We start from the raw sequence: 26,089 nt of genomic DNA, 5'->3' as shown, positions 1-26,089 counted from the left end.
TGATGAAAAAGTTTGGCATTATCCGATGGGGCTATGTGTTCTTTTTTAGCATTTTGCTGCTATGTGGGAAACAAGAAATCGTCCATGCTGCGGTATCTGCGCCAGATTTTCCTACGTTAGCGATTGACGATTCTCTGATCACTCCTGTGGGACAAGCGGGGTCGCCACAAGGGGAACCGGGCGTTAATTATGTTCAGATTAATGATGGAGCTACTACCAACTCCAGTGGTGGTGTCTGGTTCAATAAGCCGGTTTCTTTTACTCGCTCTTTTCGGTTAGAAATGGCATTTTGTATCGATAATACAGCAACGGACAGCGATGGGCTCGCTTTTGTGATGCAAAGCAATGGCTTAAATGCGCTGGCAGAACAAGCAGGACCGACGATTGGCGTCTGGTCAAATACAGGAGGAACGACTCCTTTAAATACGGGGGCAATCCCGCAAAGTTTTGCGATTGAATTCGATACGTTCTATAATAATGCCGGTTTGACTGGGGACGGTATGATGGATCGCGATGTTCCTTCCGGCCATCATATCGCATGGAATTTTCCCGGCTCAAATGACGCATATACCACCGATGGCTGGCTGATTATCGATAAAGTCTTAAATCATCGTGATACGGTATCAGTAAGTGATATTTCCGATGGGGTGTGGCATAGTTTTACAGTAGTTTTTGATCAGCCAACGCAAACGTTGCGTTACACCGTACCAGATTTCGGTGTTGATGTGACGGTACCTGTTGATGACACCTTCAAATCAAATTTGAACCTGACTAATAGTGCACCGGTCTATTTTGGTTTTACTGGTGCAAACGGGGGCTATGTTCAAGAAAAAGCAGTGGCGTTTGTCGATGTTGAAGGATTAGTAGAACTTGAGATGCGAACCGGTGTTTTTGAAAAAGACCCAGTCAAACTATTGTTGGATACTGGTACGACACTTTCCCAGCCAGCCACTGTCGACAATAGCAAAACCATTACTTATGCGACCTATCTCTCCTATAAAAGCACCAGTGATCTAGCTGACTTGGAATCGGGAATCTTGCTCTCATCGCTTTTTCCAGAAGGACTATCATTAGTTCCCGAGGCGGTTTATTTTGGAAAAGCCAGTGAAATCATGGTTAATGGCATGCCGGAAGGCGGAACTGCCTTACCTTTTGTCATTGAAAATGGGCAATTGGTTGCGACACTGCCTGACATGGTCAAAGGGAATGAATACATCGTTCACTTTTCCGTCAATTACACAGAAGCGCCGCTCAATCAGAATTTAGATATAGCCATCCCTGTCCAAACTGTTTTTAATGGAAATGCTTTTGTTTCCAGTATGACGTCAGGTGATCCAGAAATTCATTATTATCAAATGACTGGAATCTTTCCACCAACGCTTACAACAGGTTCGGCGTCATTGGCAGAATCAAAAGCAGACCTGCAGATCGTGCGGCAAAAGCGCAATTCCTATATACCGATCACGATTGATGACCAAAACTCGACCCAAGCCAAAATATATGTCACGGAGTTCTTTACGGAGGATGTGACAATCACCGAAACCGATTTCTCTGAAGCAGCGTTGGTTGAACGGGGAACATTGTCGGAGCCGCTAACGGATACATTGGTGTTAGACACCGAAGAACTAGAACCAGGCACAACCTATTATCTGGCTTCCTATGTGATCGATACAGAAGGCAATCGATCGGCGACACGTTATTATGGGATTGACTTTCGTGGGATTGTAGAATTTCAGCGTGCGCCTGCTTCAATCACAGCGACAGTGACCTTGAATGAACTGGTACGATCCATCAGAGACGATGGCTTTGCTTATATAGCGATTGCTTTTGATCAAGAAGCCCTTTTGTCTATCAGCAATACCAGCGAAGGAACCTGGCAGTTAAGTGGACAGATAAAGGATTTTATGCTAGAGCAGCAACTATTGGCAGAGGAAATTCAGTTGGTACTCTATGATCCGGTGACCAATCAGCTGGTGGCTTCTGTCACTTCTGAAGAGCAAGTGATTTTCCAGCAGGAGCCAACAGGAGCAACGGACTTAACCTTGGATCTTCAGGAATATGATTGCTACTTTCGCTTTGTCCCCAAGTTAGATTTGATTTTACCAGGTACCTATACAGGCACAGTCGACTGGCTGTTGGAGAGTACAATCATTAATGAATAGCAAAAAAAACGCCTAGAAGGCGTTTTTTTCGTCTAAAAGTTTATGTCGGTCCCTTTAACTTTGGCGGCTTTTCGCAATTTTTAAAACTAATGATAGGCCTGCTAAAGCAAAACTGCCGTATTTAACGAATTTTTCCAAGGATTCTAAGGTTTGCTGTTTTTTGTGTTTGCAGTCTGGACAGCTTTTTTCATGGGCATTCATTTTTTTTCCACATTTACAATGACTCTTCATCTGTGATCCACTCCTCGTTTCGTTTTATTTTGATGACTTTCTATAATTTAATTATACATGTTGTATAAGGTTCTGTCTGAAATTATGCTGTGTAAGACGTTTGTTAAAATGAGAAAAAACCTACGTTTATTGGGGGGAGGCGTGGAAGTGTGTAATTGCGAGGCTATTGGCAGTTACAGAGCCCGATGGGTAGGAATCGCTATAGATAAAAAAGGAAGGAAATCTGACAATTTTCTCATTTTCGATAGGTGCTGAATCGCTTTGCTTATCAGTTTAGCAAAATTTTGCTATTGTGGAGTAAGATTAGGGGACAAGAAAATACGCTTCTCTTTTTTTTCTATATTCTATCCTTAATCTGAGAACGAAAATCACCGATAGTATGCTATATATAAGAACAAGGAGCCATCCTTGACAATGTCGAATATGGCATTTGAATGAAAGGATTGATGAAATAAGTGATTTCTTCAATAATTTATACCGATACAAAGGCTTATTTAGATAAAGTGCTAGACCAAGCACTGTTGGATCTACTAAAATCTGATTATCCTAAAGTCTATGAACACGTGCAAAACTTGATTGTTGCTATGGAACAAACGATCCAACAAATTGACAGCACAAATTTTTGGCGGTTGATGCCGGAAATTTTAGGCTATGATTCTCGCTTTGTTTTGTTGAACTCGCTGCAATTGTCAGAAGACAAACTGTTGACGGAAATCGAGATTATTCAGATGATCGAACGTGATTTTCCGAATTTGAATAAAGAATTTTGTGGCTATTCCTTAAAAGAACAAGAGCATGAGAGTTTGATCTTCAGTGTTCAATAAACACTTCTCGTAGGAATATCAAGTAGAGTAAGAAAACGACTAGCTGATCTAGTCGTTTTTTTTTATCAAGAAAAAGAATAATTAGACATGTTATTTATCATTAAAATAAAAATTATTTTGAAATTATGAATAAAATAGATTATTATTGGTATATAATCCTTTTAGTGAAAGAAAAAACAATCGAAAAAAGCAAGAGGAAAGCCAGCTGACTGAAATAGCTGCGATTGTTTTAATTTAGAAAATAAGAACCAGCCTCATCGGCATGGAAAGGAGCAATTATGGATTACTTGAGTTTTTCAAAAAAAGAGTGGGAAGTCTTAGTTTGTTTTTGGGCTGTGGATGAACCTCTGTGCTGTACAGAATTTAGTGAACGTTTCGGCTTAAACCGTAACACATCACTGTCCGTGATTCGCAAGTTAGTAAACAAAGGAGTTCTGGAGATTGCAAGTATCAAAATGAGCGGATCAGTCTTGGCTCGTCGCTTTCAGCCAGCTGTAAGTGAATTGGAGATATTACAGACAGGCCTAACCGATGACCAGATTTTTGAATTAGTGAAAATCGCCATCAGAAAAATCGAAGATCCTGAACAATTAACCCAGTTGCTAAATGTGATTGGTGAATTGAAAACTAAAGCTTCTTAAAGAATACTCGTTTGCATGATAAAAAAATGATCCGCTGTGAAAACAGCGGATCATTTTTCTTGTTCTTGAAATTTTTGTACCATTTTTGTCGTCAATTGATGGAGCACGGACAGTTCTTCCGGTTCAAGAGGCAAGAATTCGGTCACTCTGTAGGGGATCTCTAACGCTTGTTCATGAAGCGCTTTGCCTGAGTCAGTCAATGTGACACGCAAAGAACGTTCATCGTCTTGATTTCGATTTCTTACTAGGTAGCCTTTTGCTTCAAGCTTTTTTAAAACCGGTGTCAGTGTGCCAGAGTCGAGACATAATTGCTTCCCCAATGCTTTGACACTGATCGCTTCATCTTCCCATAACACCAACATCACTAAATATTGGGTATAGGTCAAATTCAACGGGTCCAGTAAGTCTTTGTACTGTTTGATAATTTCTTTTGAAGCGGCGTATAGAGGAAAACACAATTGGTTTTCTAACGCTAAGACATTCATGTTTTCACCCCTTTTTCTAATATCCGCCTCTTATCATAGCTGTTTTTTCAACGAAAGTCTACTCGCTAACGGCCTTGACAGTCACTTCAATGTTGCCAGCTGTGGCTTTTGAATAAGGACATACGGTATGAGCGATCTCAAGCAATTCTTGTGTTTCTTCTGTTGACAATCCTTCGATTTGACCTTCGATCTCAACACCCAAGACAAAACTGGATTCGCTTTCTGCGTATAAGGTCACTTGTGCGCTCACCGTAGAAGCACCATCGATTCCTTTGCTGCTTTTCACCAATTCAAGGGCACTGTTGAAGCAAGCACTAAAACCAGCTGCAAAAAGTTGTTCTGGATTGGTAGCATTTTCGACACGTTTGCCAGGTGCAGTGATGTTTAGCTCAAATGAATGATCGGGACTGTGTACTTCTCCTGAACGGCCACCAGTGTTGATCATTTTAGTCGAATACATTTTTTTCATCATTTCTTCACTCCTGATTTTTATATTTTGTACAATTAAATTGTATGCAATTTAAATGAAAAATGCAAGGAATTGGTTTTCGTTCTATGTTTTTTTTCTAAAAAAAAGCGTAATCAGCATAAGTTTACTGTTCTCTTGGGTGAAACGTGCTATCATAGTTAGTAACACTTGTAATAGATTAACAAATGAGTTTGAAGCTTCAAATTTACTGCGTGAAGGCAAAGAGGGTGAAAATCATCGTAGATTATATGGAAAAACGAGCGGTAGGGCGCTATTTTCGATCGTTGACGGATCATTATTCAGGCTATATACGGCTTTATGGCACCTATACAGAATATCGGGTGATTGCAGGGATTCCTGCTGAAAATGTCATGTTAGAGATTATCGGGGTTGAAAACGGTGTCTTATTGACCCGTGTAAACAATACATTATTTGAAAATGGAAGAGGGTTTTTACAATGATCATTATCCAAATTATTTTAGTTATTTTAGTATTAGTGATTCTGATTTGGCTGATTGCAAGCACTGCTGTGATTGTTCGTCAAGGGGAAGTCAAAGTTGTCGAAAGTTTTGGGAAGTACGTTCGAACGTTGGAACCAGGGCTTCATTTTCTTGTTCCGATTTTGTATACAGTTAGAGAAAGAGTGTCCTTGAAACAGATTCCTTTGGAGATCGAACCCCAAAGTGCAATCACAAAAGATAATGTAATCGTTCAAATTGATGAAGCAATCAAATACCATGTCACAGATGTGCGTGCCTTTGTCTACGAAAATGAAAACTCCGTTGTTTCAATGATCCAAGATGCCCAATCGAACTTGCGGGGAATCATCGGGAAAATGGATTTAAATGAAGTTTTAAATGGGACTGAAGAAATCAACGTAGCGTTGTTTACTTCAATCAAAGATATCACGGCAGGCTATGGCTTAGCGATTGACCGAATCAACATTGGGGAAATCAAAGTTTCGCAAGAAATCATTGAATCAATGAACAAATTGATCACTGCCTCTAGAGACAAAGAATCGATGATCACAAGAGCCCAAGGTGAGAAATCTTCTTCAGTCTTGAGTGCAGAAGCCAAAGCTTCTCAAATGACGATCGACGCCGAAGCCCGAGCGGAACAAACTCAAATCGATGCCGAGGCGCGGGCAAAGCGTGTACGGATTGATGCCGAGGCGGAAGCAGAACGAATCGCGAAAATCACTGAAGCTGAACGCAAACGGATTTTAGCCATCAATGAAGCAATCAAAGAAAGCCAGCTCGACGAGCGCTCACTATCATATCTAGGGATCGAAGCCTTCAGAGATGTGGTGAATAGCAATACCAATACGGTCATTCTGCCATCAAATATGACGGAACTGGGAAATATTCCAGTCGTCAAACAACTTTGGGAAAATGCACCATCTAAATCGGCTGAATAAGTTAAGCACAACAATTGAAAAAGGTTCCCATACTCCGAGAAGAAAGAGGAGTATGGGAACCTTTTTTACTTCGTTTTTTCCGCCGATTGATTATCGACGATCAAGAGGGCCATCATGACATACCCGATCCAACTATCCCGAGAGTATAAAATGTAGCGAGGGGACCAAGAAGCGGCATATTTCTGTTTGTATTCGCGTAACCCTTCAAAAGAATAGAAACGAGAACCAAAGGTGTAAACGAGATAGGCGATCCGCTCTTGCAAGAAACTGCTGCGGAAAGTACCAACGTTGGCTAATGGTGCCATGCCTAAATCAAATTGTTGGTAGCCTTGTTCTTTAAAATAGTCGAATAGCTGAATAAACAAGAAATCCATCGTTCCATTCGGCGCTTTTTCAGGATCGTGGCGCATCAAATCAATGGATGCTAGGCCTGTTTGATAGGTGGGCATAAAGGAAGCGAATGCGACGATCTCCTGTTGCTGATTACGGACGACAGCAATTGGTGCGGTGCTTAGATAGGATTCTGAAAAGAACCCAAGGGAGAACCCTTTTTCTTTCCGTCCATCTAGCCAGTTGTCAGAAATTTCCTTAAGCGTTGCAAATGTTTCGGCTGAAAAGGGTGGGGTGAGCACATCAAAAGTAAAGCCTTCTTTAGTGATCTTATTGTTCAATGCCCGCTGTCCCTTCATTTTCTTTCCTGAGAGGGTGAAGCTAGGTAGATCCACATAAGCTTTCTCACCGAATTTGATAAAGTCATACCCAAATTCATGCAGCAGCATCACCATTTCTTCACTACTTTCATAAAAGACCGGCAGATAATTCCATTGATCCATTTCTGTTAAGAAAGTTTCCAGTGCCTGTGGAAAGTCTGCTTGCTTCCCAGAAGGATCCCCCATGACTAAACATTTGTTATTAAAGGTCGTAAATTGAAAAAAGACCGTCGGCTCGCCAATTTCTGGATACACGTATACTTTCTTGTCTTTTAGATACACCAGATGGCTGTCGCTGTTGCCACCGTAAGTATTTAAAACATGTTTCACTTTATCAGTGGCAGCACTGACGCCTAATTGGTGTTTTGGTCCCATCAAGTACCGGGCAAACAGCAGCATCGCAATGGCGACGAATAAAATCGCAACGAACCCTTGCAGCCATAATTTTTCAGAAGGGAAAAGCAAAAAATCCATCGAATGGTGATGCGTTGGATGTCGATTGATATGAGGCATATTGTAGACCCCGATAATGACATAGAGGATCGTCAACGAACCAATTAACAAACCATCGATCGTCAGCCATTCCCACGAGAAGACGAGTTGTTTACGGAACAACTCGCTTTTTGAAAAAATCATGATTGCTAATAATAATAGAAGAAACAGCATGGTCGAAAAACGGAAGCCAGCAAAAATAGCATAACCGATTGTTGCTGCAATCAACAAAAGCGTCGGCACGTACGCGCGACTGACACGGGCAGATATCCCTCGACCGGCAATTAAAAAGAGGTAACCGAGAAAAATACTCGGGTACTGCATCACAAAATTCAAGCGAATCGGATTGAGGTGGGCCAACCATTTGATTTGATCAAAGGCTTCTGGAATCGTAGCGGAGAGCACCAACATCGTTCCCGTCAAATAAAGCAGCAACACCTCGATCTTATGGAATACCTCCAACAACAAGCTTTTGGGGATACCAGAAAAGCGCTGGTTGAGGGAGACGCCGACATTTTTTGAGAAAAAAAGCAAACCGATCAAAAAGGGAATGATGTAATAAAACAGGCGGAAAAGCAACAGCCAAGCAATGACACTTTCACGGGGAATCTGCAGTGAGCCCATTCCCATGATCATCATTACATCAAAGGTTCCAAGTTCTCCGGGAATCATCGAAACGATCCCAATCACGGAGGCAGCGATGAAAAGTGGCAACAATTGAAACACATCCACCGAGATGCCCATCAAGAGACCAGTCGTAAAGAAGGCTGCAAAAACACCCAGCCATTCTAATAAGGAAGCGGCGATCAACTGCAGACGATCACGCCGTTGCAGTCCACCTAAGTAAGCATTTTTTTTGGAAAAACTAAGGGCATAGACAACTGGAAAATAAAGACTACCGCCTAAAAGCCAGATCCAATACTGTTGCAGATAATCTGTCGTTGGACCAAATAAGACGAAGGCTAGTGCAGCAAGGGATAAAATCGAAAGACCAGACATCAGGTAAATAAAAATCTTCGAAATTGCTTGGGCAACTTCTTTGCCTTTTTTTCCTTTGCCGTAAAATTCCGAGCGTAATCCGATGCTGATGAAGCCGCCGAAGCCGATTAAGTTGTTCATAGTGTTGATGATCCAGCTGGTTTCCAGCAAATAACGGCGATCAGGTTTGTCCCCTAATAGGCGGTTCAAGACAATGTCATATAAGACCATTGGCAAGACACATAATAACCCAATGACAGCCATTAATGCCACTCGCCAAAGTGCCAGTTGCGCAAACAACTCTTTTAATTGATCAATGGAGATCGTCTTGCTTAATGAAAGCAGTTCGCCCAACACGATCACGGCTACTGCAATCAAGAAGAGTGTTTTAAACAGTGAGCGGTGGTCGCGGAGCCAAGTAAAGATTCTCATAGTTATTCACCGACCTTTTCTAAAAAAGATAATACTTTCGTGTTAAATACCTCTGGATTCTTTCGTGCAAAACTATGTCCTTGTCCTTTGACGACGATAAAATTGGACTGAGGGATACTGTTTGCAATATAAAATGAATGGGAAAGCTTGATCGAATCACGTTTGCCGACCAAAATCAATGTCGGCACACTGAGGTGATTCAAATCGGCTGTAGATAAACCGATTGGACGAAACAACAATCCCAAAATAGGGAGAAAGCCCCGCATTCCTTTTGAGAATGGGGAACAAAGCCAAACGATCAGATATTGCAAGACACTCCCCATTCGAGAAAAGAGTCTAACTCCCCGTGGCTCAGTATTGCCCGAGTTTAAAATCATACAACTAACATACTCAGGGTAAAGATGACAAAAGACCATTGCTAGATTAGCCCCATCACTAAATCCTAATAGGGCGATTTTAGACAAATTTTCTTGCTGAATGATTGCTAAAAGATCCGTTGCCATTTTAAAAAAATCGATCTTTTTCTGTGTGTTAGTGGACTTGCCATGCCCACGGCTATCGATTAAGTACAATTGATGTTTTTGTCGCAATGCGTCGACCTGCTTTGAGAAATAGGCACTGCTACCGCCATTTCCGTGCAATAAAAAAAGAGGGCATCCTGAACCGGTTTTTTCATAATAGAGGACAGACCCATCCGGTAAGGGTGCGTAACATTTTTCAACTTTCATTTTTTCACCTACTTTCTAAGAGTATACCTTGAAGTCAGTAGCTATCACAAACATATCACTAGATAAAATGAGAAAAAATAACATTCTACTCATTTTTTCTTTAGCAGATATTTAGGAAAAGGCTTTTTTCTTTACAATGTAAATAAAAATAATCGACTAAGTTAATTAATTTGTTTTCAGAAAATTCTTTACAAACACGGTTTCGTTGACTATAATCGAACTAACTAATTGAGAATGATTTTCATTTATGAAAGGGAGGCTAGCCAATGACCACTATAGCAGATGTTCTGATTATCGGAGGAGGGCCCACGGGGCTCTATGCGAGTTTTTATGCTGGATTACGTGATCTATCGGTCGTATTGTTTGAAGCACAAGCCGAATTAGGCGGGAAGATCAATTTTTATCCTGAAAAAATGGTCTGGGATGTGGGTGCATTGCCGCCAACCAAGGGGAAGAAAGTCAAAGAACACTTGATTGAACAGGCTAAGTTGTTTGATCCAACGATCTATCTGAAAACGAAAATCATCGAATTGACCAAGGAAGACGATCTTTTTTATGCAGTGGATGACCAAGGGAGGACCCATGTTGGACGCACCGTTTTAGTTTGTATTGGCGGCGGTGTCGTTTCTCCGCAAAAATTGCCTTGTTTCATCCATAATAATGTCGACAACTATATCCACTATCAGTTTCCTGACCAGCAAGCGATCCAAGGCAAACATCTTGTGATCTCTGGCGGCGGGGATGCAGCAGTTGATTATGCGATTGAAGCGGCGTCTTATGGGGCAAAAGTTTCGCTTTGTTATCGGGGCGAGAAATTGAAGGCCCATGAAGCACAAGTAAAGAAGATGAAAGCAGAAGGGATTCAAGTGCTGATGAATCACACGATTGACGGGGTGAATCAAGCCGAAACCTTTAATATGGTTCTAAGATTAAAAAACAGTGCTAACCAAGAAACTATCGATTTTTTATGCGATCATTTGTTGATCCAACATGGCTATGACCGGGACAGTGCCTTGTTAGATAAAGTTTCCTTTGATCTCGCACGTCATGAAGATTTTTATTTGAACTGTGAGATTCCAACAAAAACCAGCCATCCCGGTGTGTTTGCAGCTGGTGACATCCATTACTTCAAAGGTAAAGTGAATCTTTTGGCAGGCGCCTTTCAAGATGCTGCGCAAGCAGTCAACCAAATCAAACACTATTTAGAGCCGACCAGTGTCCCACAGGCGATGGTTTCTTCCCATAATGAGAAATTCAGTGAAAGAAATCGACAGCTGCTGGTGAACGAGTAGCAGCGATTCTTTGTGAAAGAAAAAAACAAAAAACAGGATTCCCTCTGGAGTCCTGTTTTTTGGTAGCCTCAGAACAGAAATTCGTTTCACTAGAAGTGAATGTTTGCCACTCCTAAAAAATAAAATCTCTCAAATAAATGATGCAATTGATGAAAATTTCAGCTATTATTTTCAAGTTGACTAATTGGAGGGGATGACATGAATCAAACAAGATATACAGAATTAAAACAAGCAGAAAGAGGCGCCATCTTAAGTATCGTTGCCTACATTTTTGTTTCCATCGCCAAACTAGTTATTGGTCGTTTGGCAAACTCTGAAGGATTATGGGCGGATGGATTAAACAATGCGACGGATATCGTAGCTTCTATCGCTGTTTTGATCGGTTTGCGTTTGGCTCAAAAGCCAGCAGATGAAGACCATAAATATGGTCATTGGAAAGCAGAAAATGTGGCGACTCTCGTAACATCCTTGATTATGCTGGCGGTCGGTCTGCAGGTTTTATGGTCCTCCATTCAAACGATTCTACTCGGTGAAACGCAAAGTCCCGATATGATTGCGGCAATCGTCGGTATCATTTCAGCTATTTTGATGTATGGCATGTATTACTACAATAAGCGATTATCCGCTCGCGTAAAAAGCTCCGCCTTGCTAGCAGCTGCTAAAGACAACCGCAGCGATGCGTGGACAAGTATTGGAACGGCGATCGCTATTTTTGCCGCCTCATTTGGTATCGGTTGGTTAGACAGTTTGACTGCGATCGTGGTAGCTCTTTTGATTATCAAAACCGCCGTTGATATTTTTCGCGAGAGTGCCTTTTCACTTTCTGATGGGTTTGATGAATCGTTAGTCGTGGAGTATGAAGCGGCAATCGCTGGTTTTTCTGAAGTGAAATCTGTTAAATCGATTCGAGGAAGAATGTATGGCGCCAATGTTTTTCTTGATGTCGTCGTGACGATGGACAAATCTTTGACGGTTGAAAAGAGTCATAACGTGGCAGATGCTATTGAAGATCTCTTAGCTGATCGTTTTCAGGTGTTTGATACTGACATCCACATTGAGCCAGCTACCGAATAAATTTTCTGGCAAAACCTTGGTAGGACAAGGATGTAAACCACCCGTTTCCTGTTTGTAAACTGAAAAGTTCTTACGGAACCTGCTCATTCATGGCAAACTAGAGGTAACAAAGGAAGAAAGTAGGGAGCCCTATGAATAATAAGCAGGTAGTAGAAAATGAATTAGTTATTTCTTTAGATAAAATGGATGAAACAGAAATGATGGCAATTTGCCAACAATATATTGCGGCTATCGATGATAGCCAAGTCCTCTTCGCTTTACTGAAAAAAGTTCAAGCCTCTAAAGCAGCAGTAAGCAAATAAAAAAACCGGCATCTTATGCATTGATGTTTTCCACAGCGAAAGCGAAAGGAGCATTGATCAACAGGAAAAGATGCCGGTTATTTTTCGATTTGTTCAAGTCTTTTTAAAAACTTTTAAAGGACGTTTAATAGTGCGGTTAATCCATAGATGAGCAAAGAGGCTATTCCTAAAGGAATAATGCGTCGAAATATAATCTCTTTCAAGCGCTTGCCTGCTTGTCGTTCTTTTTCATAGTTAGAATCATGAGCGTGTGCTTTAAATTGCTGAGGAGAACGAGAAAAGATCAAGCCATTGGTCATCGATAAAACCCATCCAATCAACACCATGAAGAAAGAAACAAAAATGATTGCCAGTAAAAGTAGTTGTAAGAGTTGCATCGTATTGCTACCTCCTTTTTGTAGCCATTTTTTCACTTCTAGTTTACCATCTTTTGAAACTTTTAGGGATCTTTATTCAACGTGCCCTTTCTTTTTTTGGTTCTTCCCTTATAATAGAGATATTTATAAGCGAGTTTCTGTTTCGCACAGCAACAGAGAGAAGGGATTCTTATGGCAATTACACAAAAAATCATTCAATCACCAGAAGACTTCCAAACGTTGGATCGTTTGATCAAAGAAATCTGGCCAGAAGTGTTTACACCAATCATTGGTTCAGATCAAGTCGCGTATATGCTGGCTCATTATCAATCACCAGCAGCGATTCAAAACGAAGTCCAGCAAGGAGCCGTCTATCTTTTACTAATGGAAGGTGACCAAGCAGTGGGGTATACAGCGTATGAAGAAACGCCGCAGCAGATTTATTTAAGTAAATTGTATCTCCACCAATCCACTAGAGGCAAAGGCTATGCCAGCCAAGTCTTTGATTGGTATGAGGAAATCGCCTCAGGCAAAACGTTGCATTTAAACGTCAACAAACAAAATCAGCAAGCGATCGCTGTTTATGAACATCGCGGCTTTGAACGCGTTTCTGAACGCACCGTTACGATTGGTTCGGGATTTGTTATGGATGATTTTATTTATGAGAAGAAGATTGCTGGAGACGAAGGGGCGTAACAAGGAGAAAACGAATGGAACTCACTGCCAAGAATAAGTCGTTCAGTAAGAAAGAATGGCAACTATTTCAATACGTTTTAAATCAGCAAGCAGAAGTCTGTTCGATGTCTATTCGTGAACTGGCTGATACAACAAAAACTAGCTCAACGACTGTTCTGCGGTTTTGTCGAAAATTTGATTGCGAAGGTTTTTCAGAATTTAAAATCAAATTGAAAAAGACGTTACAGAAACAAGGAAAGACTGATCGATTATTCAAACAAGATAAAAAAGCCCTGCACTATTTTTTTGAACGTATGGATGAATCCTTCTATCGAGAAACATTATTAACGATTGCTAAACGAATAAGCAAAACAAAACTTTTGATCTTAGCCAGTGATAGGGAATCAACACTTGCTTTGATCTATGCCCAACAAAAGTTTGCACGTTTAGATAAGATCGTGATCGTAGAGGAAGAAGCAACATCGATTAAATCCCTTTGGCGAACCTTAAGTAGCGAAACCACGTTGCTAGTCTTTTCTAATAAAGGCGCCGATCCATTCCTTGAATCTTTGATCACTGAATGTAGCCTCGCTGGAATTTCAACCATTTCACTGACAAATCGTTCAACAACGTCAATTGCTAAACTATCTGAGCGAAATTTTGCTTATTATTATTCCGATAATCAAGAAGCTGATTCATTGTCCTCACAAATTCCAGCCATTTATTTGGTGGAACTTTTATTTGATTTAGTTACTGATTGTGAAGGCCGCTGAATAATTAAAACTACCTACGCCTATCAGAGAAGTTCTTCTGATAGGCGTATTCTTTTGGCAATTTTTTCAATTAAATAGATTGCTGGTAGCTGAGAAGTCAGTTCAATGGTTTTCTCTTTTTTTTGACTAGCTTTAAAAATGGTTTCTCTTTCGATGTAATAGGGCACCGTTAAGTCGGATAACTGGCTGATGGTTGAATCTTCGGTATTCGTGATGGCAATTATCTGACACTCTTTTTGATTTAACTTTTGTAAGTATCGAATCATTTCTTGTGTTTCCCCGGAAATCGACAAAACAATGATACCGGTTTTGCACAATATGTCTTCTGGAAACCAGTCGATAGGATAATTTGAGGGATCATCAACTTTTAATGCCGTTTTTCCTAAGTCAGTAAAATAGAGTGCACCATATTCCGCAATCGTTTCAGATAAGCCTGATCCAATAAATAGCACAAAGCTTTTGTTCTTAAGAATCTCTGTTGCTCGATTGATTCTCTCAGATAAAAAGGGCTGGTTTACTCGCTTTAAGAAATCAATTGTTTGAGATTCATCACTATCGGATATTTTGGATTTTACGAGAGAATCTAAGTAAAAGCGCAAATTGATCTTAAATTCGGTAAACGTATCACATTCAAATTTCTTGCAAAAGCGGCTAATACTAGCAGTACTGGTATGAGTCTCTTTGGCAAGTTCTTTCATCTTCATTTTAGACACTGAAGCCAAGTTTTTTGATACAAATCGGTAAACCTCGTATTCTAGTGCAGTAAGTTCAGGATTGTAGTCAAGAAAAAGCATGATGCACCTCCGTAACAAAGTGTTTTTTTTGTGGAACAAATGACAAGGGATGAAAACGTTCTCTATTTAGGATTATAACATTATATTGATTTTACTTCATGCTATACTTTCGTTGTTCAATAATGTAAGCGGATGCTTCGCTTAGTAAAAAAGGAATTGTAGGAGGGCGACATGGAGTATAATTTTTCGAAGGACTTTTTCTGGGGTGCAGCAACGAGTGCGACACAATCAGAAGGAACGATAGCTGGAGACAATAAAGGAGAAAACATTTGGGATTATGCATCAAAAAACTATAACCATCGGTTTTTTGAAGGAGTTACAACAGAACATACATCAAGGTTTTATCAGGAAATGGAAGCGGATTTGGATCGAATGGCGGCACTTTCTTTTAATTCTTTTCGGACTTCGATCTCTTGGTCACGTCTTATTCCCGAAGGTATAGGGGAAGTTAATTCAGAAGCTGTTGACTTTTATACCAGAATGCTTGATGGGTTAAATCAAAGAGGCATCAAACCGTTTATCAATCTTTATCACTTTGACATGCCAATGAAATTACAAGAAATCGGCGGATTTGAAAATCGTGAGGTCATCGAAGCGTATCGGGCGTATGCGAAAATTTGTTTTGATCTATTTCATGAGAAAGTTGCGTACTGGTTTACCTTTAATGAGCCGATGATTCCAGCAGAAGCCGGCTATTTGCATGACCGACACTATCCTTATGTAGTAGATTTTAAACGGGCGGCACAAGTACTTCACCATATCATCCTTGCTCACTGTGAGGCAGTTAAGGTCTTTCGACAAGGAACTTATCAAGGAAAAATCGGTATCATCATGGATGTGATCCCAGTTTACCCAAGAAGCCAGCATCCTGCCGACTTAAAAGCAGCGGAAATGGCAGACCTCTTCTATACTCGCTCCCTTAATGAAGCGATTTTAAAGGGTCGTTACCCACAGGAGTTAAAGGCTATTTTAACGCGCTACGACCAAATGCCACGAATGGAAGAACAAGATCTTGCTTTGATTGCTGAAACAACGATTGATCTGTTAGGGATCAATTATTACCGTCCACGGCGAGTGAAAGCCAAAGAATCATTGCCTAATCTCGAGGGAGTTTTTTCGCCAGAATGGTTTTACGATGATTACGAGATGCCCGGCAGAAGGATGAATACTTCAAGGGGGATTGAAATTTATCCTCATGGCTTGTATGATATCGCCAAAAAAATCCAGTTAGAATACGGGAATATTGATTGGTTTGTTTCAGAAAATGGCATCGGGATTCAGGGAGAAGAAACATTTATCGAAGGGGGGCAAGTACAAGACAACTATCGGATTGCTTTTTTAAAAGAGCATTTAATTGAGCTTCACCAAGCAATGACGGAGGGTAGTAACTGTCTGGGGTATCACATGTGGACATTTGTGGACTGTTGGAGTTGGCAAAATGCGTTCAAAAATCGCTATGGCTTTTATCGCTTAGATTTAGAAACAGGAGAAAAAACGGTGAAAAAGTCTGGTCTATGGTTTAAAGAAGTGATTCAAAGAAATGGTTTTTCAAACGAATTTTAGGAGGTTTTTATAATGAAAGTTTTAGACTCGGTTGCAATGAAGTTATTACCGATTGCCAATGCTATTGGACAGCAGCGGCACTTGCAGGCAATTCGAAATGGGTTGATTTCTATTTTGCCGCTCACGATCGTTGGCTCTTTTTTCACCATTATTTTAAATTTGCCGATTCCTGGTTATACCGAATGGGTCGCTCCTTATTTACCGGCACTTGACATTCCTTTTCGATTTACGGTGGGGCTAATGTCTCTCTATGCCTCATTTACGATCGGCTCCAACTTAGGTGCAAGTTACAAACTCGATCGGATAACAAGTGGGTTTTTATCCATGTTAGCGACGATTTTAATGGTCGTTCCAATCAATTTGGCGGAAGGCATCAGCACGACAGGAGATGCCGTACTTGCAGGAAGGTATTTACCCATCGCTTCACTTGGATCACAAGGATTATTCGGTGCGATCATTGCGGCGCTAGTTTCAGTAGAGATTTATCATTTTACGAAAGCAAAAAACTTGGAAATCAAGATGCCAGAAGGCGTACCTCCAGTGGTAGGAGAATCCTTTGCGGCATTACTGCCAACATTGCTAGTTATCTTAGTCTTTTGGATTCCGCGACACTTTTTTGGTTTTGATTTAAATGGATTGTTGACGATCGCCATCTCTCCTTTAAAAGGGTTCTTAACGGGAAATAATTTGATTGGTGGGATCATCACACAATTTGTAATCTGTGTATTCTGGGTATTGGGTATTCATGGCCATGCCGTTTTAGGTCCCATCATTCGCCCGTTTTGGGATCAGGCAATTTTAGAAAATGCAGAATTGTTCCAAAATGGGATGTCTGCCTTTGATCTACCAAATCTTTTTACCGAGCAATTTTATCAATGGTATGCCCAAATGGGTGGAACAGGATCAACGCTTGCATTGGTTGTTTTGTTTATGTTCTCCCGTTCAAACTATTTAAAACAATTGGGGCGTCTTTCCATTTTACCGGGAATTTTTAATATTAATGAACCAATGATCTTTGGGACACCGATTGTAATGAATCCGCTATTGGCGATTCCCTTTATTCTAGTGCCAATTGCTAATACCATTATAGTTTATATCGTTACCGCTTTAAATTGGATGCCTAAGATGATGGTCAAACCACCATTTTCAATTCCCGCACCTCTTGGCGCATTGATCACCTCAAATTGGAATTGGGTTGCTTGTTTGATGGTCTTCGTCTGTTTCTTCGTTTCGTTAGCGATTTATTATCCATTCTTCAAAGCATTTGAGAAACTTCAAGTGGCGCAAGAGCTAGAAACAGTTAAAGAAGGTGAGTAGAATGGTTCTAGTAGTGAGTTGTTTGCTCTTGATTTTTCTGACCCATCTTCTTTTAGAAAAAAATAATGCTAGAATCACGCTGGCTTTTTGGAAACTATTACTTGTTTCCTTACTTTTCTTACTCAGTTTGTTTTTCCTGTTGATCCGCACTCCTTTGGCGCCAGTTTTCATTTTGTTACTTATCATCAATTGTACCGTCATCCAAAATCGATTTATGTATCAGTATCGACCGAAAGGACAACGATAGGACGCTTGATGGTTACTGTAAGAAATGTTATTGCGAAAAGATTATTCTATCTACTGTTTAAAAAACTATTTACGAACCTTGATCCTCTGTGCTATTATCCTTGTATAAACATTATAATGTTATAAACTAAGGAGGCAATTATGAAAGGGTTTGTAGAATTTATTGAACAGAAATTGATGCCGATTGCAAATAAAGTGGGGATGCAACGGCACATGGTAGCGATTCGAAAGGGGATCATCGCTACTTTACCATTAACGATCGTTGGGTCGTTCTTTACGATTTTGCTGAATTTCCCCATTGAATCGGTCGCTGCGGTGATCGAACCGTATCGGGAAGTTTTGGATATTCCATTTCGTTATACAGTCGGATTATTGGCATTATATGCAACGTATGGGATTGCTTCATCGCTAGCCAAAAGCTACAAGCTGGATTCATTGACTGCGGGTATTTTAGCAACGATGTCCTTTCTTGTAACCGCTGCACCACCGTTGCGAGTCTTTGATTCTGTGAAAGGTATCATTGATGCCGGACGTTATATCAATGTGGCCAACCTAGGCTCCGGCTCTTTGTTTGGCGCGATCGTTACGGCAATCTTGTCCGTTGAAATCTATCGTTTCTTTATCGTAAAAAACATCACCATCAAAATGCCAGATGGTGTGCCGCCAGAAGTGACGAATTCATTCATGGCGTTGATTCCCGGTGGAGCGATCCTGATTTTATTCTGGGTGATCCGTCATATGCTTGGTTTTGATATCAATGGCTTTTTAAGTAATTTGTTGATGCCGTTAAAAGACGTGCTAGCGGGTAACAGCTTGTTTGGTGGTTTATTGACTGTCTTCTTGATCTGTTTCTTCTGGGTACTGGGGATTCATGGACCAGCCATCATGGGTCCTGTCATTCGTCCATTTTGGGATATTTCCATTGCTGAAAATATGGAAGCCTTCCAAGCATCTGGCAATGCGCATGAATTGCCTAATATTTTTACAGAACAATTTTTACAATGGTTCGTGTGGATCGGTGGAGCCGGTACGACCTTAGCGTTGGTCGTTTTGTTCTTCTTCTCCAAATCAAAATACTTGAAACAATTGGGACGTTTGTCCATCTTGCCAGGCCTATTCAATATCAATGAACCAGTGATTTTCGGTGCACCGATCGTAATGAACCCAATCTTAGGTATTCCTTTCTTGGTGGCACCGTTGATTACGACAACGATTTCTTACTTCGCTACCATTACCGGTGTTGTACCGATGATGGCTGCCAGACTTGGGTTTGCCATTCCAGCACCAATCGCCGCCTGGATGAGTACGGACTGGAGTATCGCAGCAGCGATTTTAGTGATCGTCAACTTCTTTATCACACTCGCAATCTATTACCCATTCTTTAAAGTCTTTGAGAAACAACAGATTGCCCGAGAGCAAGAAGAAGAAACAGCCGCTTAAGCAAAACAAAAAGAGTGAGGTGCAAACATGGGGATTTATGCCATTTGTTTATTTTTGGGTTGTCAAATTTGGTTAACAAAATCAGCACAAGGGAAAAAAATTCAAGAAGTGCCGTTTTGGCGGATGCTTTTGTTCGGGATTCTTGGCGTTGCTGCAGCGATCCTACTGAGCCGTCAGTTTCCGTGGGGACCATTTTTGACGATGACGGCGACGATTGTTTGCAGTTCGCTTTTACTGACACGTTTTACTGCTTTTTATGAAGAAATGAGGATGAGATAAGTTGAAAAGAAAACTAGGAGTATCGGTGTATCCCGATCACAGTGATTTTGAAACAGATAAAGCCTATCTGCAATTAGCCCATGATTATGGCTTTAGCCGCATTTTTATGAGTATGTTGGAAGTGAGTGACGGCAAAGAAAACGTGCAGAAAAAATTTAAAGCGTTGATTGATTTTGCCAAAGGATTAGGCTATGAAACGATTTTAGACGTGGCACCAGCCATCTTTTCTGAACTAGGCATCTCCTATGATGATTTGACCTTTTTCCATGAACTAGGTGCCGATGGAATTCGTTTAGATTTAGGTTTTGACGGCAACAAAGAAGCGATGTTGACCTATAATCCCTTTGGTTTAGCTGTTGAATTGAATATGAGCAATGATGTGGCGTATTTAGACAATATTTTGACCTATCAAGCCAACATTCCTTACTTATACGGCTGCCACAATTTCTATCCGCAAGAAGGGACTGCCTTACCCTATGATTTCTTTGAAAAATGCAGTCGTCGTTTCAAGGAAAAAGGCATTCGAACCGGCGCATTTATCTCTTCTCAAACGGGAACGATCGGACCTTGGGATATCAATGATGGCTTACCGACCTTAGAAATGCACCGAAGAATGCCTGTAGAAACTGCCGCAAAGCATTTGTTTGCCACAGGCTTGATTGATGATGTCATTATCGGCAATGCTTATGCTTCGGAAGCAGAATTGGCGGCACTAGGAGCGATTGATCGCTACCAGACCGCATTTGCGATTGAATTTGTGCCTGAAATCAATGAAGTTGAACGCCAAATCGCCCTGGACGAGCAGCATTACCGTCGAGGCGACATCACCGATCGGATGATCCGTTCCACAGAAGTTCGTAAAAAGTATAAGAACCATGACAATCCTGTCCATGACCACGAAGGCGTCTTTCAACGAGGGGACGTTGTGATTGGCAATGATCGTTTTGGCAAGTACAAAAACGAGCTGCAAGTCGTGCTAGAGCCTCACTCAGATCCACGAAAAAATAAAATCGGTTCGATCGTCGAACAAGAGTTAGTTCTGCTGCCCTTTATCCATCCTTGGTCGAAATTCACTTTCACAGAGAGGAAGGTGTAACGAAATGTTTGATTTGATTATTCGTCAAGCCCGCACGATCGATGAAGAAGTATTTGATATTGGGATTCAAGACGGCAAAATCACTGCTCTGGCACCCACGTTGCAGGAGCAGGCGAAACAAGAGCTGACCTTAGCAGAAGGGGAGTTCTTGTCAGCTGGTTGGATCGATGACCATGTCCATTGTTTCGAGGAAATGACGCTCTATTATGATTATCCAGACGAGATCGGTGTCAAACAAGGCGTCACGACCGTTATTGATGCGGGGACGACTGGCGCCGAAAATATCCATCGGTTTTATGATTTAGCCAAAGAAGCCAAAACCAATGTCTTTGCTTTAGTCAACATTTCCAAATGGGGCATCGTAGAGCAGGATGAACTTGCGGATCTGTCAAAAGTCAAAAAAGAATTGGTCAAAGAAGCGCTGCAGAAGTTTCCTGACTTTATCGTCGGGATCAAAGCCCGAATGAGTAAAACGGTGATCGGCGAAAATGGCATCACGCCGTTGAAATTAGCCAAAGCGATCCAAGCTGAAAATCAACCGTTGCCTCTGATGGTCCATATTGGTTCAGCACCACCGAATTTAGCAGAGATTCTCGCTGAATTGGAAGCAGGTGATGTGGTGACCCATTGCTTTAACGGCAAAGCCAATGGGATTTTGGATCAGACGAACCAAACCATCAAGCCTTTCGTCTTTGCTGCCTATGAAAAAGGCTTGGTCTTCGATATTGGTCATGGGACAGACAGTTTCAATTTTGATGTGGCGGAGACGGCCTTTGCCAATCAGCTAAAGGCTTCTTCCATTAGTACGGATATCTACATCCGCAATCGTACCAATGGACCTGTTTTTGATTTAGCGACGACTATGGAAAAATTAGCGGTCGTAGGGTATGATTGGCGTGAGATCATCGAGAAGGTGACCAGTGCCCCTGCGAAGCAATTTCATTTACAGAACAAAGGCGAGATCGCATTGGGATATGATGCTGATTTTACGATTTTCCGCTTTGAAGAGGGCGAAAAGGAATTGACGGATTCTAACGGCAATCGCCGAATCACGACACAACAGATCGTGCCGCAAAAAGCGGTGATAGGAGGGGAACTTTTTGACACTGAATATTGAAGAACTAGGCTTGAAAGAAGTCATCAATGCTTCTGGCAAAATGACGATTCTAGGTGTCTCGAAAGTCAGCGAAGGCGTGCTTGCAGCCCAGCGCTATGGCGGGGAGCATTTCTTTGAAATGGCAGATCTAGCAGAAAAAACCGGTGCCTATTTAGCAAAATTGTTGAAAACGGAAGATGCGCAAATCGTTTCTTCCGCTTCGGCGGGAATCGCCCAATCAGTGGCGGCACTCATCGGTCAAGGAGACAGCTATCATTTGTACCACCCATATAGTGAGAAAATCAGCAAGCGGGAGATCATTTTGCCCAAAGGCCACAACGTAGATTATGGCACACCGGTGGAAGTGATGGTGGCGCAAGGCGGCGGAAAAGTCGTAGAAGCAGGCTATGCCAATATGTGCACACCCGAGCACATTGAACAGATGATTACGCCCGAAACGGCGGGGATCCTCTACATAAAGAGTCATCATACCGTTCAAAAAAGTATGCTGACGGTAGCAGAAACGGCCCAAGTTGCCAAGGCACACGATCTTCCATTGATCGTTGATGCGGCTGCTGAGGAAGATTTGTTTGCCTATACCCAAGCAGGTGCTGATTTAGTGATCTATTCAGGTGCGAAAGCACTGTCAGGACCAAGTGCTGGCTTAGTGATCGGCAAGCAGCCCTATGTCTCTTGGGTGCGCCTGCAATCCAAAGGTATTGGTCGAGCAATGAAAATCGGTAAAGACAATATTCTCGGATTTACCCAAGCCGTGACGGATTATCTAGCGGAGGGAACAGAATCTGGCGCTTCGATGCAAGAGCGCCTACAACCATTTATTGCGGCAATCAATGAAATCACTGGTTTCGAAGCAAAAATCGTTCAAGACAGCGCCGGCAGAGACATTTATCGAGCGAGTGTCAAAGTGAAAGAACCAAGTGCCAAATCAGTAATCGACGCGCTAAAAGCGGGAGAACCAGCGATTTATACCCGTGAATACCAAGCCAATAACGGCATTATTGAATTTGATATCCGAGCAGTCAATGAACAAGAAATGGCAGTGATCACCGATCGCTTACAAGAAATTATGTTAGGAGCAACCCAAAAATGAAAACTTCACCCAATTATTTCGCTGACCGTGTCTGTCTGAATGTGTTAGCAAACTCTATTGAAAATGCGAAAGCTTGTTATGAAGCAGCAGAGGGCAACATCGTCCTAGGTGTTTTATCAAAAAATTATGCTAGCGATGAGGCAGCCATCGTTGACATGAAAACCTATCAAGCGGCAACAAATAATGCCCTTTCTGTTGGACTTGGTGCTGGCGACCCCAACCAAAGTGAAATGGTCTCCCGAATTTCCGCTGTTCTACAGCCACAGCATGTTAACCAAGTGTTCACGGGAGCGGGGACCTCACGAGCTTTGCTAGGACAATCTGAAACGATCGTCAATGCCCTTGTTTCACCAACGGGAAAAGTCGGCTATGTCAATATTGCTACTGGACCATTGAGTTCACAAACTCCAGCTGCAGAAGTCCCCGTCGAAACAGCGATCGCTTTATTAAAAGATATGGGGGCTAGTTCTATCAAGTATTTTCCAATGAAAGGGTTGGCTCATAAAGCAGAGTATCAAGCAGTAGCAGAGGCTTGTGCTGCGAATGATTTTTATTTGGAACCGACCGGCGGCATCGATTTAGAAAACTTTGAAGAAATCTTGCAGATCGCTGTTGATGCAGGAGTGAAAAAAGTCATTCCACATATTTACAGCTCGATCATCGATGGCGAAACAGGGGACACACGCCCTGAAGATGTACAGACATTAGCAGAAATGACGAAAAAGGTACTGGCAGCAGCCAAATAGGGGGGATCAATGATGCGGATCGGTGCTTACGGTGAGGTAATGATGCGGTTGACACCACCAGAATATCGAACACTGGAACAGACCCACTCTTTGCGGATGGATTTTACAGGAACAGGGGTCAATCTGTTAGGCAATTTGGCGCATTTCGGCTTGACCACCTCGATGCTGACACAAGTGCCAGCCAACCGTTTAGGGGATACGGCGAAAGCCAGCTTGCGTTCCTATGGGATTCAAACAGCATTTGTTGGCAAAAAATACAGCCATATCGGCAGTTATTTCGCCGAGATCGGCTACGGCGCTCGTCCGACTTACGTGACTTATCAAAATCGCCATCATAGTTCCTTTGGCGTTTCAGGTCCAGAAGAATATGCCATTGATGGATTTCTAGAAACAGTCGATCTCATTCATATTTGCGGGATCTCTCTTAGTTTGACTGAGAAAACCTGGAAAACTGCATTGGCTTTGGCGAAACAGGCCCATGTAAAGCAGATTCGCGTCTGCTTTGATTTTAACTTCCGCCCAAGCTTGAATGAAGAATTAAATCGTGAGGTACTAAAACAACGGTATGAAACGATCCTGCCTTATTGTGACCTAGTTTTCGGCTCTGTCCGTGACTTGGAGGAGCTGCTGGCATATCCCTTAGAGGAAACAGAAGGTGCCGAGCTTGCGTTGATCCAATCCTTTATTGACCAGTATCAACTAGAATGGTTCTGCGGGACACGCCGTCTAGCCGTGGAAGACAAGCAATTTATCAGTGGAAGAATCATTACGGCGCAGGATGCCTATGAAACGGCACCGCAGCTGCTGCAAGTATTGGATCGGATCGGGGCAGGGGATGCCTATGCCGCTGGTGTATTATTAGGCTATGCCGAAAAATGGTCGCTCCAACGCACTGCTGATTTTGCAATCACGAATGCTGTATTGGCTCATACGATGCTGGGAGATGTCCCATTAACCACCAAAGAACAAGTGGAACAAGTCTTACGGGCACCTGGGAAAGACTTGATTCGCTAGAAAAAACACTTGCGTCCTTCTCCTAAAAGCGATGGATGATTGCGCAAAAGCAGCCGATTGTTCTGCTTTTGCGCAGTTATCCATCAAGAGAAGGACGCAAGTGTTTTTATTGTTTTAAAAAGGTTTCTACTTTTTTCTCAGGGATCACCCACAACAATAGCACGAGACTATCCAGCGTGATGATAAGTAGTGGATGGACCAGCCAGCCGAGGAGCAATGCCAGCACGTTGATAAACAACGTAAAGTAGAGTTTCTTGTATCCGCGAAACAGTTCTACGATGGCTTGATTGTCAGGGTTGGCACGCACCAAGGACTTTCCTACAAGGAAATAGCTGAAATCCGTCAATAAAATGACAGCTCCGTAAAGCAGTTGAGGGGCAAGAGCGACTGGATAACGACTGACCCATGACGTTACAAAAGGAAAGAGGGTTAGTGCCAGGATCAATAAATGATTCGCCCACAAGGTCCAACCGTCAATTTTAGATACTACTTGAAATAGATGATGGTGATTGTTCCAGTAGATCGCTAACATCACAAAGCTAATCAAATAAATAATAAATTGCTGTTCCACTCCTAAAAAAGAAGCAAAGGTATCGCCTTCGGGCTGGTGCAATTCCAGTACTAATAAGGTCATTACGATCGCAATGACCGCATCCGTAAAGGCTTCGATTCGATTTTTTGACATGTACATCCATCCTTTTAAGTTTCTGTTTACTGGATCAGTGTACGCGATTGTCAGAAATTCGTCGAATGATTATTCTCGGGACAAAAGCCAACGTTCCAGCTATTTCGCAATTGGCCCATTGCCTAGTGCACCGAATAAAAACAAATCGATCGCTTCTGGCATCTTGTCTTCTTTTTCTGGTGAGTCCAAGTGAGCCGCCATCAGCACTAATAACTGGCTGGTAACAAATTCTGGATCGACATCCGAACGGAGATTGGAATCACTGCGACGGAACAAGTCAAGAAACGGTTCTTTGTAATTTTTCCGCCAAAGCAAGTACAGTTTTTTTGAAGTGTCCTCAGAAACGGTATGCTGAATGTCGTGCATCATCATATAAAAATTGATGCGATGCCGACTTCTTAAAAAAAGAAACATGTTTAAGATTTTTTCAGAGATCGTCAAGGAAGTATCTTCAACAGTCTGATTTAGTTTTCCAGAAACCTCTTGTGCCAAAGAGACCATCACTTCATAATAGATGGCTTCTTTGCCTTTGAAGTGATAATAAAGATTGGGTTGGGTGATGCCGACGGCTTCTGCGATCTGTCTAGTAGAAGTTGCTTGATACCCCTGCTGCATAAACAGGTTTTCTGCGACTCGTAATATTTTTTCTCGCAAGTTCAAA

The 26,089-nt window shown here is 41.8% G+C and carries 28 protein-coding genes; 19 read left to right on the top strand and 9 right to left on the bottom strand.

Translation table 11 applies throughout. The annotated features are described in order from the left end of the window. Positions 1–2 precede the first annotated feature (2 nt). Positions 3–2,162 (top strand): lectin-like domain-containing protein, encoded by a 2,160-nt coding sequence (locus tag IGK63_RS09865; protein WP_016613431.1) that lies wholly within the window; start codon positions 3–5, stop codon positions 2,160–2,162. A 54-nt stretch (positions 2,163–2,216) separates the two neighbouring features. Here the strand turns inward: IGK63_RS09865 and IGK63_RS09860 are convergent, their stop codons facing one another. After that, complete coding sequence (locus IGK63_RS09860) at positions 2,217–2,393, bottom strand: hypothetical protein (RefSeq protein WP_005235184.1); 177 nt, start codon at positions 2,391–2,393, stop codon at positions 2,217–2,219. Between the two features lie 455 nt (positions 2,394–2,848). Between IGK63_RS09860 and IGK63_RS09855 the strand changes: the two genes are divergently transcribed. Both IGK63_RS09855 and IGK63_RS09850 read left to right on the top strand, forming a co-directional pair. Beyond that, positions 2,849–3,217, top strand: a complete 369-nt coding sequence (locus IGK63_RS09855) for a DUF7006 family protein (RefSeq protein ID WP_005235188.1) — start codon at positions 2,849–2,851, stop codon at positions 3,215–3,217. Positions 3,218–3,495: 278 nt separating this feature from the next. Continuing rightward, positions 3,496–3,858, top strand: a complete 363-nt coding sequence (locus IGK63_RS09850; RefSeq protein WP_008378626.1) for a hypothetical protein — start codon at positions 3,496–3,498, stop codon at positions 3,856–3,858. Between the two features lie 50 nt (positions 3,859–3,908). Here the strand turns inward: IGK63_RS09850 and IGK63_RS09845 are convergent, their stop codons facing one another. Together IGK63_RS09845 and IGK63_RS09840 are read right to left on the bottom strand one after the other, a co-directional pair. Next, on the bottom strand, positions 3,909–4,343 hold the full coding sequence (locus IGK63_RS09845) for a MarR family winged helix-turn-helix transcriptional regulator (protein ID WP_005235192.1): 435 nt from the start codon (positions 4,341–4,343) through the stop codon (positions 3,909–3,911). 58 nt (positions 4,344–4,401) lie between these two features. Continuing rightward, positions 4,402–4,812, bottom strand: coding sequence for an organic hydroperoxide resistance protein (locus tag IGK63_RS09840; RefSeq protein ID WP_034872372.1), 411 nt, complete (start codon positions 4,810–4,812; stop codon positions 4,402–4,404). 185 nt (positions 4,813–4,997) lie between these two features. Here IGK63_RS09840 and IGK63_RS09835 point away from each other — a divergent pair, with 185 nt between their 5' ends. Together IGK63_RS09835 and IGK63_RS09830 are read left to right on the top strand one after the other, a co-directional pair. Then, complete coding sequence (locus tag IGK63_RS09835) at positions 4,998–5,273, top strand: hypothetical protein (protein WP_005235196.1); 276 nt, start codon at positions 4,998–5,000, stop codon at positions 5,271–5,273. Continuing rightward, on the top strand, positions 5,270–6,229 hold the full coding sequence (locus IGK63_RS09830; protein WP_005235198.1) for an SPFH domain-containing protein: 960 nt from the start codon (positions 5,270–5,272) through the stop codon (positions 6,227–6,229). Before IGK63_RS09835 ends, IGK63_RS09830 begins: the two co-directional genes overlap by 4 nt. Before the next feature lie 65 nt (positions 6,230–6,294). Here the strand turns inward: IGK63_RS09830 and mprF are convergent, their stop codons facing one another. After that, entirely contained in the window at positions 6,295–8,841 is a 2,547-nt protein-coding gene (gene mprF, locus IGK63_RS09825) for a bifunctional lysylphosphatidylglycerol flippase/synthetase MprF (RefSeq protein WP_005235200.1), read from the bottom strand. A 2-nt stretch (positions 8,842–8,843) separates the two neighbouring features. Further along, the gene (locus tag IGK63_RS09820) at positions 8,844–9,569 is read right to left on the bottom strand and encodes an alpha/beta fold hydrolase (protein WP_005235202.1); all 726 of its coding nucleotides are present in this window, start codon (positions 9,567–9,569) and stop codon (positions 8,844–8,846) included. A gap of 266 nt (positions 9,570–9,835) precedes the next feature. Between IGK63_RS09820 and IGK63_RS09815 the strand changes: the two genes are divergently transcribed. The 3 genes from IGK63_RS09815 (at position 9,836) to IGK63_RS09805 (ending at position 12,237) form a co-directional block, all read left to right on the top strand. Next, positions 9,836–10,861 carry an NAD(P)/FAD-dependent oxidoreductase gene (locus IGK63_RS09815; protein WP_005235204.1) on the top strand — a complete coding sequence of 342 codons (1,026 nt, stop codon included), beginning with the start codon at positions 9,836–9,838 and terminating at the stop codon, positions 10,859–10,861. 198 nt (positions 10,862–11,059) lie between these two features. Further along, the gene (locus IGK63_RS09810) at positions 11,060–11,935 is read left to right on the top strand and encodes a cation diffusion facilitator family transporter (RefSeq protein ID WP_016613428.1); all 876 of its coding nucleotides are present in this window, start codon (positions 11,060–11,062) and stop codon (positions 11,933–11,935) included. 131 nt (positions 11,936–12,066) lie between these two features. Then, positions 12,067–12,237 carry a hypothetical protein gene (locus IGK63_RS09805; protein ID WP_005235207.1) on the top strand — a complete coding sequence of 57 codons (171 nt, stop codon included), beginning with the start codon at positions 12,067–12,069 and terminating at the stop codon, positions 12,235–12,237. 113 nt (positions 12,238–12,350) lie between these two features. On the opposite strand, the gene IGK63_RS09800 is transcribed toward IGK63_RS09805, so the two are convergent. Beyond that, a complete protein-coding gene (locus IGK63_RS09800; protein WP_034872255.1) occupies positions 12,351–12,614 on the bottom strand; it encodes a hypothetical protein in 264 nt (87 codons plus the stop codon). Between the two features lie 171 nt (positions 12,615–12,785). Between IGK63_RS09800 and IGK63_RS09795 the strand changes: the two genes are divergently transcribed. Together IGK63_RS09795 and IGK63_RS09790 are read left to right on the top strand one after the other, a co-directional pair. Further along, the gene (locus IGK63_RS09795) at positions 12,786–13,289 is read left to right on the top strand and encodes a GNAT family N-acetyltransferase (protein WP_016613426.1); all 504 of its coding nucleotides are present in this window, start codon (positions 12,786–12,788) and stop codon (positions 13,287–13,289) included. Between the two features lie 14 nt (positions 13,290–13,303). Then, on the top strand, positions 13,304–14,041 hold the full coding sequence (locus IGK63_RS09790) for a MurR/RpiR family transcriptional regulator (RefSeq protein ID WP_016613425.1): 738 nt from the start codon (positions 13,304–13,306) through the stop codon (positions 14,039–14,041). A 23-nt stretch (positions 14,042–14,064) separates the two neighbouring features. Here IGK63_RS09790 and IGK63_RS09785 read toward each other — a convergent pair whose 3' ends face one another. Beyond that, entirely contained in the window at positions 14,065–14,835 is a 771-nt protein-coding gene (locus IGK63_RS09785; RefSeq protein WP_016613424.1) for a MurR/RpiR family transcriptional regulator, read from the bottom strand. Between the two features lie 171 nt (positions 14,836–15,006). On the opposite strand from IGK63_RS09785, the gene IGK63_RS09780 reads away from it, so the two are divergent. The 9 genes from IGK63_RS09780 (at position 15,007) to IGK63_RS09740 (ending at position 24,743) form a co-directional block, all read left to right on the top strand. Then, a complete protein-coding gene (locus IGK63_RS09780; RefSeq protein WP_016613423.1) occupies positions 15,007–16,398 on the top strand; it encodes a glycoside hydrolase family 1 protein in 1,392 nt (463 codons plus the stop codon). Positions 16,399–16,410: 12 nt separating this feature from the next. Next, positions 16,411–17,715 (top strand): PTS sugar transporter subunit IIC, encoded by a 1,305-nt coding sequence (locus IGK63_RS09775; RefSeq protein WP_008378600.1) that lies wholly within the window; start codon positions 16,411–16,413, stop codon positions 17,713–17,715. Positions 17,716–18,102: 387 nt separating this feature from the next. Then, positions 18,103–19,401 (top strand): PTS sugar transporter subunit IIC, encoded by a 1,299-nt coding sequence (locus IGK63_RS09770; RefSeq protein ID WP_016613422.1) that lies wholly within the window; start codon positions 18,103–18,105, stop codon positions 19,399–19,401. A 27-nt stretch (positions 19,402–19,428) separates the two neighbouring features. Continuing rightward, positions 19,429–19,680 carry a hypothetical protein gene (locus IGK63_RS09765; protein WP_016613421.1) on the top strand — a complete coding sequence of 84 codons (252 nt, stop codon included), beginning with the start codon at positions 19,429–19,431 and terminating at the stop codon, positions 19,678–19,680. Between the two features lies 1 nt (position 19,681). Further along, positions 19,682–20,776, top strand: a complete 1,095-nt coding sequence (locus IGK63_RS09760) for a DUF871 domain-containing protein (RefSeq protein ID WP_429972486.1) — start codon at positions 19,682–19,684, stop codon at positions 20,774–20,776. Between the two features lie 4 nt (positions 20,777–20,780). Then, positions 20,781–21,893 carry an amidohydrolase/deacetylase family metallohydrolase gene (locus IGK63_RS09755; protein ID WP_016613420.1) on the top strand — a complete coding sequence of 371 codons (1,113 nt, stop codon included), beginning with the start codon at positions 20,781–20,783 and terminating at the stop codon, positions 21,891–21,893. Continuing rightward, on the top strand, positions 21,877–22,983 hold the full coding sequence (locus IGK63_RS09750; RefSeq protein WP_016613419.1) for a DgaE family pyridoxal phosphate-dependent ammonia lyase: 1,107 nt from the start codon (positions 21,877–21,879) through the stop codon (positions 22,981–22,983). Before IGK63_RS09755 ends, IGK63_RS09750 begins: the two co-directional genes overlap by 17 nt. Continuing rightward, the gene (gene dagF, locus IGK63_RS09745; protein ID WP_016613418.1) at positions 22,980–23,729 is read left to right on the top strand and encodes a 2-dehydro-3-deoxy-phosphogluconate aldolase; all 750 of its coding nucleotides are present in this window, start codon (positions 22,980–22,982) and stop codon (positions 23,727–23,729) included. Before IGK63_RS09750 ends, dagF begins: the two co-directional genes overlap by 4 nt. A gap of 9 nt (positions 23,730–23,738) precedes the next feature. Then, positions 23,739–24,743, top strand: a complete 1,005-nt coding sequence (locus tag IGK63_RS09740; RefSeq protein WP_016613417.1) for a sugar kinase — start codon at positions 23,739–23,741, stop codon at positions 24,741–24,743. 106 nt (positions 24,744–24,849) lie between these two features. Here IGK63_RS09740 and IGK63_RS09735 read toward each other — a convergent pair whose 3' ends face one another. Next, positions 24,850–25,428 carry a TMEM175 family protein gene (locus IGK63_RS09735; protein WP_034872253.1) on the bottom strand — a complete coding sequence of 193 codons (579 nt, stop codon included), beginning with the start codon at positions 25,426–25,428 and terminating at the stop codon, positions 24,850–24,852. Between the two features lie 99 nt (positions 25,429–25,527). Beyond that, positions 25,528–26,088, bottom strand: a complete 561-nt coding sequence (locus IGK63_RS09730) for a TetR/AcrR family transcriptional regulator (protein ID WP_010747950.1) — start codon at positions 26,086–26,088, stop codon at positions 25,528–25,530. Between the last annotated feature and the right edge of the window lies 1 nt (position 26,089).

Origin of the sequence: Enterococcus sp. AZ040, from assembly GCF_050499185.1 — a bacterium.
In the GTDB taxonomy this organism is placed as follows: Bacteria; Bacillota; Bacilli; order Lactobacillales; family Enterococcaceae; genus Enterococcus_D; species Enterococcus_D entomosocium.
This window is presented reverse-complemented; position numbering and strand designations above follow the sequence as displayed.